The sequence below is a fragment of the Priestia sp. 179-F W1.4 NHS genome (assembly GCF_045369295.1).
Classification (GTDB): domain Bacteria; phylum Bacillota; class Bacilli; order Bacillales; family Bacillaceae_H; genus Priestia; species Priestia zanthoxyli.
Genome location: NZ_JBIQFF010000003.1, coordinates 526,372 through 537,444, shown reverse-complemented (window position 1 = coordinate 537,444; position 11,073 = coordinate 526,372). Strand labels below are relative to the sequence as shown.

Sequence of the window (11,073 nt, the reverse complement as noted above, 5' to 3'; positions counted from 1 at the left end):
CTTATTTTTCTCCTTTCACTACGATATAAGTAACGTATAAATGAGGAGTGATAATTTCTTCAGGAGAAATTTGTCCAACTTCAACCACTTCTTCTACTTCAGCAATCACGATATCAGCGGCCGTTGCCATCATTGGATTAAAGTTTCTTGCTGATTTGCTGTAAATAAGATTTCCGAGTCGGTCTGCTTTTTTAGCTTTTATAAGCGCTACATCTGCGTGCAGCGATTCTTGCAAAACATATCTCTTTCCTTTTAATACTCGTTCTTCTTTTCCTTCAGCGAGCTGAGTCCCTACGCTCACAGGCGTGTAAAATCCTCCAATGCCCGCACCTCCTGCTCTAATAGCCTCGGACATTGTTCCTTGCGGGATAAGCTCCACTTGAAGTTCTTGTTGTTGATAGGCATGCACAACTTCAGGATTGGAAGTGAAATACGAACCTATAGCTTTTTTTACTTGTTTTCTTTGAACCAATATACCCAATCCTTTTCCAGGTTCACCGAGGTTATTACTAATAATCTCTAAATCTTTAAGGTTTGATTTGGCAATCGCCTCAATTAGACTAAGCGGGCTTCCTACAAGACCAAATCCACCTACCATAATGCGTGCGCCATCAGTTATTTTTCCTACTGCTTCTTCGCGCGTGATAATTTTGTTCATTTTGTTTCCTCCTTTTCTTTTTATATTTCACAGCGCTTTACACGAAAAAAACCAAGCAGGACACAATGACTCCCCAAAGAAACAGGGACGTCCCCCATTCTTTGTAAAGCGTGTGTGTCTGCTTGGTTTTAATAAGACCATGAAAAGAGGTTATCTTCTCACTTTATTCTAACCAAACGCTATGTAATTTTTTGATTCACATTATCCCAGTAACGTTGGATTGCAGCCTGAAGCGCTACGATAATCGCCTGTTGAGATGGAGCAAAATAATAATTTTGAATACGTTCAATAAGAGGTTCAATTCCATCTGCAAGGCAGTAACCAATAAGCAGCTTCCGGAAAAAATTTTGTGTCAGCTCCGTAATAAACGTAAACTCAGCATTTACAATTTTATGCTCTGTCAGATCCACTTCTAGTACAATTCCCGCATGCTTATACATTTCATACATGGAAGTTCCCTGTGGAGCTTTTGCATATCCTGTCACAATGACTGTATTCAGTATTTGCATGCCCCTTAGTCTCCTTTTAAAAACTATTTAATTACTCCGCACATTTACACTAATAATTCTGAAAGGTCAAATGAGACTAACTCATATGCTTTTAGTTATGTAAGTGCTTTCATTTTTAAAAAGATATGTTCTTACACAACTAATATTTCGCCTTTTCTAGACAAAATCCTTCTTTTCTTTTAAAAAAACTTTCTATTTTTTTATTTATTCGGCTTTATTGAAATTTATTCGAATCTCCATCAAACTTTTCATCTGCTATACGGATGGACTCTGTTGGACAGCCTTCAAACGCATCTATTAAATCGTCTTCTAACTCTTGGGGCACTTCAACAGTGCCTTGATTATCATCAAGGATAACGAACGCAATTCCTTCATCATCATAATCATAAATATCAGGTGCCGCAGCTCCGCATGCGCCGCACGCAATACACGTTTCTTTATCGACTATTGTATATTTCCCCACGATCATTCTCCTAACTAAGTTTAAAAGTTATTACTTATTACTTATTACCAGCCGCGTTCTTGCATACGATTTTCTGGTAATAATGATGAAATTTCAATTCCTTTCATTGCACTTCCTAGCCCTTTTGACAAGCTTGCAATCAGTTCATAGTCTTGATAATGCGTTGTTGCTTCCACGATTGCTCGCGCAAATTTTTCAGGGTTGTCTGATTTAAAGATTCCTGAACCCACGAACACGCCGTCTGCTCCAAGCTGCATCATTAACGCTGCGTCCGCGGGTGTTGCTACGCCGCCTGCTGCAAAGTTTACAACCGGTAAGCGGCCTTCACGTTTAATTTGCAGTAATAGCTCATAAGGGGCACCTAATAGTTTGGCTTCTGTCATTAACTCGTCTTCATCCATGCCTACCACTTTACGTACTTGAGCGTTGACTTGGCGCATATGACGCACTGCTTCCACGATATTTCCTGTTCCTGGTTCGCCTTTTGTACGAAGCATCGAAGCACCTTCACCAATTCGTCTTGCTGCTTCCCCTAAATCACGGCATCCGCATACAAATGGAACCGTAAATGTACTTTTGTTAAGGTGATATTCCTCATCCGCTGGAGTCAGCACTTCACTTTCGTCAATGTAGTCTACACCCATTGCTTCTAGTACACGTGCTTCAACGATATGACCGATACGAGCTTTTGCCATAACTGGAATGGACACAGCATTCATCACTTCTTCAACAATTGTTGGGTCTGCCATACGAGACACGCCGCCTGCTGCACGAATATCAGCTGGAACACGCTCTAACGCCATAACGGCAACAGCGCCTGCTGCTTCTGCAATTTTTGCCTGTTCTGCATTGATCACGTCCATGATAACGCCGCCTTTTTGCATTTCTGCCATTCCCCGCTTCACGCGGTCCGTTCCATTTCTAACCATATTCAATTCCTCCTTTATATGTTCAAACACTTATTATGCAACTTCCATGCCAGTGTTAAAATATAGAAGAAATTAGTGAAAAATACTGATTTTTATGCCAAATTATTAAGCGGTTTTTAAAAATTTGGCAGGCGAAAGCCAATTTTTTAAACTAAAACAGCTTCCATCCCTATTAGAGACGGAAGCTGTTTTGTTAAGGAACTAACACTAATTTTCCGGTCGTTTTTCTTCCTTGAAGCAGACGATGTACATGTGCTGCTTCTTCAAGTGAAAATGTACCGCCCAGCATTAATTTTAAATGACCGGAATTCACGTAGTTTAATAGCTCATGCAGGCTTTGCTGATAAAGTGCTGGTTTTGCCATCATTTGAGGTAAGAAAAAGCCGAGAACCGACTGATTTTTTTCCATCAGGCGAGCAGGGTTAAACTTTACAGATTTTCCGCTAGCCATTCCGTAAAAAACGAGGCGCCCAAATGGTGCAAGACATTGAAGAGATTCATAGAATATATGCCCTCCTACCATTTCTAAAATAATATCGGCTCCTTTTCCTTCTGTTACTTCTAAAATCCGTTTTTCCCAGCCTGTTTCTGTATAGTTAATCACTTCGTCGGCTCCAAGATTTTTTGCAAGCTCAAGCTTTTCTTTAGAGCTCGCTGTAGCAATAACTTTTCCAGCTCCAAAAATTTTCGCAAGCTGAACAGCTAGGGTTCCGACGCCGCCTGCTGCTGCATGAACGATGACGATTTCTCCTTTTTCAAGGCGACCCATTGTTTTTAAAATATGATAAGCCGTTAGTCCTTGAAGAGGCAAAGCAACGGCCTGTGTTAAATCCACATTCTCCGGCAACGGAATAAGGCCTCTTGAATCTGCCAGCGTGTACTCAGCGTAACCTGTTGCTCGATTAGATCCCAGCAGTGTCACGACTTTTGTACCTACTTTTATCCCTTGTACATCCTCGCCTACTTCAACCACTTCGCCTGCTACTTCAGAGCCTGGAATAAAAGGCAGCGGCGTTTCGACTACATATGCTCCTTCGCGCCGCGCAGCGTCGGCATAATTAACGCCAATTGCCGCAACTTTAATGAGCACATCTTTCTTTTTAGGTACAGGGCGTGCAATATCGATAACTTGCAGAACATCAGGCCCTCCATACTGCGTGAATTGAATAGCTTTCATCTTTTATATCCCCCTCTTATTTCCCTTGAAATAGTGGCTTTCTTTTTTCTTTAAATGCAGATATTCCTTCTTGATGATCCCTCGTTTCTACCATAAGAACTTGCGTTAGCCTTTCTTGTTCAAGCACTTGTTCTAGCGTTAAATGGAATGAATCGTTGACGATTTTTTTCATTTTTCCGTACGCTTTCGTTGGCCCTTGTGATAAACGGCTTGCAAAAGACGTAACCTCATCTTTCAACTGATCTAACGGCACTACACGGTTCAAAAAACCGGCTTTGTAAGCCGTATCGGCATCCAGAGGCTCTGCTAAAAATAGCAGTTCTTTAGCTTTGTGGGGGCCAACGACCTTTGTGAGAAAGTAAAGACCTCCTCCATCTGAAATCAATCCCACTTGAGAAAAGCTTAATACAAATCGGCTTTCTTGTGATGCGATGATAAAGTCAGAAGCGAGAGCTAAATTAAAAGCAGCTCCTGCTGCAAACCCATGAACTGCTGAAATAATTGGCTTCTCTAGATTTTGCATCGCTAAAATACATTCATTTAAACGGCCGATATGTTCATAAACATCAGCTCCCGATGCTTGGCCCATCGTTTTTACATCGCCTCCGGCAGAAAACGAGCGCCCCGCTCCATTTAATATAACCACTTTAATAGACTCATCGCTTTGTGCCTGTTTTATTTCAGCTGTTAACTTTTCAATCATTTCCTCACTGAATGCATTTAAACGATCCGGTCGATTTAACGTTAAAGATAAAATAGTCCCCTGCTTTTCTACTACTAAATCACTCATAATTTCGACTTCCTCCTCTTTGCTTTGTATTAAACGATAAGCCACCCGCCGTCTACTAATAAATCACTTCCCGTCATATACGATGCCTCTTTAGACGCTGCAAAAGCAATAACATTTGCAATTTCACCTGGTTTACCTACACGTTTTAAAGCCGTATTTTTTTCGATTGCCTTAGTGAAGCGCTCATTTTCAAGTCCAGGCTGTGTTAAAGGTGTTTCTACGAATCCAGGAGACACAGAGTTTACTCTGATTCCGTGAGGTGCTAATTCAAATGCCATTGCTTTTGTAAAGTTGATTAAAGCAGCTTTAGCAGCGCTATAGTGGGGGATTTGCGCACCTGCTTTATGTCCTGAAAGAGAAGCGATGTTAACAATAGAGCGATTTTCTGCTATTTCTTCAGTTAAAAAAGGAATCAAATGTTTTGTTACAAGAAATACGCTTGTTAAATTGACGTCCTGCACCTGTTTCCACTGTTCAAGCGTTGTTTCTTTGATTGTGGAATTAACAGATCCGCCTGCGTTATTAATTAATAAATGAATTTGTCCGTACTTTTCTTTTATAAACTCAGCAAGCTCTTTGACGTCTTCTTCTTTCGTTACGTCAGCTGGGAAAATATCTGTACATTTTCGTTCACACCGTGTGTCAATAGCGGATGCAGCCTGTATTAGTTTTTCTTTCGTTCGCCCCACAAGAATGACGCGAGCGCCTTCTTTCGCCATTCTTTGAGCGGTCGCTTCTCCAATGCCACTTCCAGCTCCTGTAATAACAGCTATTTGCCCTTCAAAACGCATCATAATACCCCTCCTTATACAACATATCGTCCGCTGTCGATAAATTCACGGGCGATGTCTCGATTGCGCATGAACTCTCCTTCACTTTGCAAATCATTCATCCATTTTCCAAGAATTGTGCGGTACTGTCGGTGTTTTTCATCCGTTAACATCCCGTTTATTAATTGTCGAGCCTGCTTTTCAATTTCAAAGAGCGTTTCACTAACAACTGTTGCTGTGAGCTTGCTTTTTAACGTTTCTTTTTCTTCTCCATTTCTGGTTACAGCTTTTTCCACGCGCAGCACAGATGACTCCATAGCGAATAGCCCAATAGCAATTTCTGCTAATTTCATCAGCGTTTCTTGTTCTTGCGCTAGATTTGTCTGAAACGTTTGGAATGCTGTTCCTAGCAATGCAAGAAATAAATGCCTTGTTGTAATAACAGCCTGCTTTTCTCGTGCTAGAAGTTCATTTGAAGATATTTCCCACTGACCGCTCATCAATTCACTAACGGCATGTTCTACTTGTTTGTTCAGCTCTATTTCTCCTTTGCCTGCTTTTTTTAGAAGCTGAGTTGGAAGCAAAAGGCGGTTGATTTCATTTGTACCTTCAAAAATACGATTGATGCGTGAGTCACGGTATACTTGTTCAATTTTATATTCTTGAATAAATCCTGCTCCGCCATGAAGCTGCAGCGATTCATCGGCAATTAAATCAAGAGTTTCCGATCCATACACTTTACACACTGAACATTCCATTGCAAATTCAGCCAGCTGTTTAGCTACTAACTTATGATTTTCACTTTCATATAGTCCACCAAGCGCCTCTTCTAGTAAACCAGCTGTACGGTACTGGATAGATTCAGATGCAAAAATACGAGCCGCCATTTTTGCTATTTTTTCTTTTGAAGCGTTAAATTCCGCAATAGCTGTTTTAAACTGCTTGCGTTCTTTTGTATAACCTAAAGCAAGTTCAAACGCATATTTTGCTGCGCCCATACATGCAGAACCTAAGTTAAAACGTCCAAGGTTTAAGACGTTCAGCGCAATTAAGTGACCTCTTCCTACTTGTCCAAGTACGTTTTCTACGGGTACTAAACAATCTTCATAAATAACCGGGCGAGTAGACGACCCTTTAATCCCCATTTTCTTTTCTTCTGGCCCGAGAGACAGTCCTTCAAAATCTTTTTCTACAATAAAAGCGGTAAAATGTTCTCCGTCTACTTTTGCATATGTGATGAACGTATCTGAAAAGGCAGCATTGGTAATGTACTGCTTCGTTCCATTTAATACATAATGCGTTTTTTCAGGATTTAATACGGCTTTTGTTTGGGCTGCAAGAGCATCAGAACCAGCTTCTGGCTCTGTCAAACAGTAGGCGCCAATATATTCACCGCTTGCTAATTTGGGCAAGTATTTTTCTTTTTGCTTTTTGGTACCAAAATACGTAATAGGAAGTGTCGCAATGCATGTATGATTAGAATGAGCGACTCCATATCCGCTTGTCCGGCCGATGATTTCACCGACGAGTCCTTTGCTTACTTTATCAAGACCTAGTCCTCCATATGCTTCTGGAATACTGTGAGCAAGAAGTCCGAGTTTGCCTGCTTTGTGCATCAATTCTACTACTTTATCAAAATCTTGCTGCTCAATGTCACTGTGGTAAGGGTCGACTTCTTTTTCAATAAACTGCTTTGCTGTCTGAGCGATCATACGATGCTCATCCGTTAAGTCTTCAGGTGTATAGACGTGCTGCGCCGATGTTTTTTTAAGTAAAAATGATCCGCCTTTTGCTTCGGTTTTCATTTCAGACATATCATTTCCTCCCCGTTTACTAGCTTTTTCTTCACTACCTTAGGAACTACAGAATAGACGTTTTTCCGGCTTACAAAGCCAATTTCGTCTAGAAAGCCATACTGAGTGAGCATTTCTCCTACGGCTGAGTGTTTCAATATTTCAACAGATGAATGCTCATAAGCCTTATACAAAAGCAGTGCGGCTTTTGCAGCATCCGTTAAATAAAATGTTTTTAGTTGCAGAAGACAGCTTATAAAGTACCCCGCTCCATATAAATCTTCTAGACAGAAGCGATCGGATGAACCTGAACAAACCAATAAAACAGTTTCATCTTGACTTGGTTGACAAACAGCACTGGCAACCGCTTCTCCGTTTAACAGTGAAGCTGCATAGACATATTTTGCTTTTTCAGCGTTATGAATGGCCACCGTTCCATTAGTGGTGGACAAAATAACCGTTTTATCTTGAACATGCTGCTTTATCGTGCTGGGGCTTGGATCAAAAAAGCCTTCAATCGTTTTCCCTCTATATTCGCCTACAAGCGCAATTTCGTCAGGCTTATACGTTTTTGCTTTATTGCGCGCTTCTTCTTCGTTTTTTACGGGAATAACCTCTATTGCTCCTTGTTGTAAAGCAGCCGCAATTGTTGAAGTAGCCAATAAGATGTCAAATATAACGACCGTTTTTCCTTCTAGCTTTTTGGCAAGAAGCTCTTCTTTTTTGAGTATTACGTGAACTTTTCTTTTCATATATGCCTGCGTTCTGTATGCAGAGCATGAATAATCAGCGTTTTTACATACTCTCCAAATTGTGAAAACCGTTTGTCATTTGTTTGGCCTTTTTTATAACGGTAATAAATTTGCTGACAAATGACAGCAAGTTTGAAGTACGCAAACTTCAGGTAAAAGTCAATGTGTGACACATCTCGTCCGCTTTTTTTAGCATACGCTTCCACAAAATCTCGACGGGAATAAAAGCTTTTTTGCACAGTAACAGGTGGGTTCCCCAATCCTCTTTTTAAAAGTTCAGGGTCGCTGTCTTCCATCCAATAGCTCATCGCCACTCCCAAATCAGCAAGCGGGTCTCCAACGGTTGTCATTTCCCAGTCAAATAATCCTACAATTTTATTTCCATCCGGTGAAAATAACGTATTGTTAAGCTTATAATCATAGTGAATAATGGTTGAATGCTGTGAAGTGGGGATGTGTGTGGTCAACCATTTCTTTAGTGCTTCTACTTCCGGTATGTCACTTGTTTTTGATTTTTCATAACGATGAATCCAGCCGTGTACTTGACGTTCTAAAAAACCTTCAGGCTTGCTGATTTCTTCAAGGAGCGTACCTTTATAAGGAACATCATGAAGCTGAACGAGGACATCCACCATTTGTTCTGAAATACAACGGCAAAGTTCGCTAGTTCCTTTCACGTCTTCTGGAAACGCTGTGTCGATGAGAACACCGTGCTTTCGCTCCATTAAAAAAAAGGGTTTCCCGACCACCGTTTCATCTTCACAAAACACATTAGGCCTAGGAGCGAGAGGGAAAGATTTCGATAAAACAGATAAAATCTTGTATTCTCTTTGCATGTCATGCGCTTTTGGGGCAACTGGCCCAAAGGGAGGGCGTCTCAACACAGCCTCCCACTCTCCGACTGAAAGAGCGTAGGTTAAATTGGACGCACCCGATCCAAATTGCTTGATTAAAAGAGGCTCTTTAGGTAAATCAGGAATCGAAACACGGAGAAACTGATGCAGTTTTTCCGTGTTTAATTCCTCTCCTTTTCGTACAGGAATGATTTGTGACATTCTTTTACCACCTGCTTTTTTGTAGTTAAACAGCTACTTTATAATTCATCAAAAACTGCTTAATATCTGCTGGAATAGAAACGCTTTTTTGTGCATCAAAATCAAAGTACACGATGACAGCTTCTCCTTTGGCAATCAATGATCCCGTCTTGCTGTCGGTAATTTCATGACCAATTGTAAAGCTTTTATTGCCGACATTAGATACAAAGGTTTTAATCATTAACACTTGATTAAAATATCCTTGCGCAACAAAATCACATTTAGTAGACGCTAAAATATACTCCCACTTTTCTGTATGCATGGATGCTCCCATTTCTTCAAAAAAAGCAATGCGTGCCTCTTCTAAATAAATGAAATAGCTGGTATTGTTAATGTGACCGAGTGCGTCTGTTTCGCAAAAACGCACTTTGACCTGTGTTTCATACATGGTTTTCTCCTCCTTTACTTATGTGAAAAAACAGCGGGACGCTTTTCAATAAATGCTGATACTCCTTCTTTAATATCTTCTGTTTGAAAGACTTCTTCAAACAGCTCTGCCTCAAGTTCAAGACCTTCAGATAGTGTACGATTCATTCCTTCGTTTACCGCTGCCTTAATTCGAGAAAGTGACGGAAGAGAGTGACGGTTAAATTTCTTAGCCAGCTCTTTTGCTTTTTCGAGCCCTTTTCCTTTAGGCGTTACATGATTGGCAAAGCCTGCATGAAGTGCTTCTTCCGCCGAAACAGGACTGCCGGCAAACATCCATTCTTTAGCTTTAGATGCGCCGATTACGCGCGGAAGACGCTGAGTTCCGCCTCCTCCGGGAAACAATCCGAGCTTCACTTCCGGAAGACCGATTTGAGCATGTTCTTCGGCAATGCGTATATCAGCGGTTAGTGAAAGTTCGCACCCTCCCCCAAACGTTAAACCGTTTAACACGACAATTGTTGGTTTTTCAATGTTTTCAAGTTTTTGCAAAACACGATGGGTTTTCATAAACTCTTCTTTAATACCGCTTTGTCCCATTAGCTGTGGAAACTCTTTAATATCAGCTCCAGCCATAAACGCCCGGTCGCCCGCTCCCGTTAAAATGATTGTAATGACATCAGGATCTTTACTAAGCTCTTCATACGTTTCTTCAAGCTGCTGCACAACAGCCTGGCTCATTACATTTAAAGGCGGATTATCAATGGTTACAATAGCTGTTTTCTCTTCTTTTTGAATACGTACAAATTTTTTCATCATTGCTTCATTCCCTGTGTGTGGTATGTGTAAAAACCTTTTCCTGTTTTGCGTCCAAGCTCGCCTTTTTGAACTTTTTCTTCTATGCACGCAGCTGGCTTGTCCTCAGGGTCCCCTGTTTCGCTATAGCGCTGCTGCATCACAAAATATCCGACGTCAATTCCTGAGAGATCCATCAATTCAAAAGGACCGATCGGGTGATTGAGCGCTTTTTTGCAAATCGTATCAATGTCTTCAAAATCTGCGTATCCATTTTCGTAAAGGAAAACGGCTTCTTTTTGCAGCGCTCCTAAAATTCGATTGGCAATAAAACCTGAGATTTCTTTTTTCAGAAGGACTGCTGTGCGATTAATTTGCTTGCAAACTTCCATTGTCGTTTGAGCTGTTTGTTCACTTGTCTTTTCACTCATCACAACTTCTACGCAGTCCATTACAAGAGGAGGAAAAAAGAAATGCATGTTAACGATTTGCTCTGGACGGTTTGTTGCACTTGCAATAAGCGAGTTAACAATTGTTGAACTATTCGATGCTAAAATGGCGTGACTTGGTGCGTACTCATCTATTTCTTTAAAGACGCTTTGTTTTACATCTAACTTTTCTACAACAGCTTCAATCACAAAATCAGCACTTGAAACCGCTTCCTTTAATGTGCTTGTAAAAGACAACCTTTGAAATGCGGCTTCTTTAGCATCAGAGGAAATTTTGCCTTTGTGAATCCACTTGTCTATAATTGCTTCCAGCTTATTTTTCGCCTCGATGAGTGATTGTTCATTCATATCTTGAATAATTGTTTCATATCCTCCAAGTGCACAAAGCATACCAATTTGATGTCCCATTTGTCCTGCGCCAATGACAGCAATACGCTGTATATCTTTACTATTCATGTTAGAGCCTCCTTTTAATATAAAAGGAGAGAAAGAGCTTATACTTTCCCACCTTTTACGAGCACTGTCCAG

13 protein-coding genes are annotated in these 11,073 nt (G+C 40.8%); all 13 read right to left on the bottom strand.

Annotation, left to right across the window (positions count from 1 at the left end; translation table 11 throughout):
• Position 1 precedes the first annotated feature (1 nt).
• Entirely contained in the window at positions 2–658 is a 657-nt protein-coding gene (locus ACH0CI_RS17955) for a CoA transferase subunit A (RefSeq protein ID WP_406901991.1), read from the bottom strand.
• A 179-nt stretch (positions 659–837) separates the two neighbouring features.
• The gene (locus ACH0CI_RS17950) at positions 838–1,167 is read right to left on the bottom strand and encodes a DUF3870 domain-containing protein (protein WP_013057066.1); all 330 of its coding nucleotides are present in this window, start codon (positions 1,165–1,167) and stop codon (positions 838–840) included.
• Positions 1,168–1,381: 214 nt separating this feature from the next.
• Positions 1,382–1,630, bottom strand: coding sequence for a ferredoxin (locus tag ACH0CI_RS17945; RefSeq protein WP_013057065.1), 249 nt, complete (start codon positions 1,628–1,630; stop codon positions 1,382–1,384).
• Positions 1,631–1,674: 44 nt separating this feature from the next.
• Positions 1,675–2,559: a pyridoxal 5'-phosphate synthase lyase subunit PdxS gene (gene pdxS / locus ACH0CI_RS17940; RefSeq protein ID WP_014460089.1), complete on the bottom strand. Its 885-nt coding sequence runs from the start codon at positions 2,557–2,559 to the stop codon at positions 1,675–1,677.
• A gap of 193 nt (positions 2,560–2,752) precedes the next feature.
• Positions 2,753–3,736: a quinone oxidoreductase family protein gene (locus ACH0CI_RS17935; RefSeq protein ID WP_335707908.1), complete on the bottom strand. Its 984-nt coding sequence runs from the start codon at positions 3,734–3,736 to the stop codon at positions 2,753–2,755.
• A 16-nt stretch (positions 3,737–3,752) separates the two neighbouring features.
• Entirely contained in the window at positions 3,753–4,526 is a 774-nt protein-coding gene (locus ACH0CI_RS17930; protein WP_028413341.1) for an enoyl-CoA hydratase/isomerase family protein, read from the bottom strand.
• A gap of 29 nt (positions 4,527–4,555) precedes the next feature.
• A complete protein-coding gene (locus ACH0CI_RS17925; protein ID WP_335707915.1) occupies positions 4,556–5,317 on the bottom strand; it encodes an SDR family NAD(P)-dependent oxidoreductase in 762 nt (253 codons plus the stop codon).
• A gap of 14 nt (positions 5,318–5,331) precedes the next feature.
• Complete coding sequence (locus tag ACH0CI_RS17920) at positions 5,332–7,110, bottom strand: acyl-CoA dehydrogenase family protein (RefSeq protein ID WP_335707909.1); 1,779 nt, start codon at positions 7,108–7,110, stop codon at positions 5,332–5,334.
• Positions 7,098–7,841, bottom strand: a complete 744-nt coding sequence (locus ACH0CI_RS17915; RefSeq protein ID WP_406901988.1) for a 2-phosphosulfolactate phosphatase — start codon at positions 7,839–7,841, stop codon at positions 7,098–7,100. The genes ACH0CI_RS17920 and ACH0CI_RS17915 overlap by 13 nt, the downstream gene beginning before the upstream one ends.
• Entirely contained in the window at positions 7,838–8,896 is a 1,059-nt protein-coding gene (locus ACH0CI_RS17910; RefSeq protein ID WP_406901987.1) for a phosphotransferase family protein, read from the bottom strand. The genes ACH0CI_RS17915 and ACH0CI_RS17910 overlap by 4 nt, the downstream gene beginning before the upstream one ends.
• A 25-nt stretch (positions 8,897–8,921) precedes the next feature.
• Positions 8,922–9,323: an acyl-CoA thioesterase gene (locus tag ACH0CI_RS17905; RefSeq protein WP_013057057.1), complete on the bottom strand. Its 402-nt coding sequence runs from the start codon at positions 9,321–9,323 to the stop codon at positions 8,922–8,924.
• Between the two features lie 14 nt (positions 9,324–9,337).
• Positions 9,338–10,120 (bottom strand): enoyl-CoA hydratase, encoded by a 783-nt coding sequence (locus ACH0CI_RS17900; protein ID WP_335707912.1) that lies wholly within the window; start codon positions 10,118–10,120, stop codon positions 9,338–9,340.
• Positions 10,117–11,001, bottom strand: a complete 885-nt coding sequence (locus ACH0CI_RS17895; protein WP_406901984.1) for a 3-hydroxyacyl-CoA dehydrogenase family protein — start codon at positions 10,999–11,001, stop codon at positions 10,117–10,119. The genes ACH0CI_RS17900 and ACH0CI_RS17895 overlap by 4 nt, the downstream gene beginning before the upstream one ends.
• Positions 11,002–11,073: the final 72 nt, after the last annotated feature.

Bases quoted from the DNA above. Each gene is read 5' to 3' on its own strand.
- ACH0CI_RS17920 (WP_335707909.1), bottom strand. From the start codon at position 7,110: ATGTCTGAAATGAAAACCGAAGCAAAAGGCGGATCATTTTTACTTAAA.
- ACH0CI_RS17895 (WP_406901984.1), bottom strand. From the start codon at position 11,001: ATGAATAGTAAAGATATACAGCGTATTGCTGTCATTGGCGCAGGACAA.
- ACH0CI_RS17910 (WP_406901987.1), bottom strand. From the start codon at position 8,896: ATGTCACAAATCATTCCTGTACGAAAAGGAGAGGAATTAAACACGGAA.
- pdxS (WP_014460089.1), bottom strand. From the start codon at position 2,559: ATGGTTAGAAATGGAACGGACCGCGTGAAGCGGGGAATGGCAGAAATG.
- ACH0CI_RS17915 (WP_406901988.1), bottom strand. From the start codon at position 7,841: ATGAAAAGAAAAGTTCACGTAATACTCAAAAAAGAAGAGCTTCTTGCC.
- ACH0CI_RS17925 (WP_335707915.1), bottom strand. From the start codon at position 5,317: ATGCGTTTTGAAGGGCAAATAGCTGTTATTACAGGAGCTGGAAGTGGC.
- ACH0CI_RS17955 (WP_406901991.1), bottom strand. From the start codon at position 658: ATGAACAAAATTATCACGCGCGAAGAAGCAGTAGGAAAAATAACTGAT.
- ACH0CI_RS17930 (WP_028413341.1), bottom strand. From the start codon at position 4,526: ATGAGTGATTTAGTAGTAGAAAAGCAGGGGACTATTTTATCTTTAACG.
- ACH0CI_RS17900 (WP_335707912.1), bottom strand. From the start codon at position 10,120: ATGATGAAAAAATTTGTACGTATTCAAAAAGAAGAGAAAACAGCTATT.
- ACH0CI_RS17905 (WP_013057057.1), bottom strand. From the start codon at position 9,323: ATGTATGAAACACAGGTCAAAGTGCGTTTTTGCGAAACAGACGCACTC.
- ACH0CI_RS17950 (WP_013057066.1), bottom strand. From the start codon at position 1,167: ATGCAAATACTGAATACAGTCATTGTGACAGGATATGCAAAAGCTCCA.
- ACH0CI_RS17935 (WP_335707908.1), bottom strand. From the start codon at position 3,736: ATGAAAGCTATTCAATTCACGCAGTATGGAGGGCCTGATGTTCTGCAA.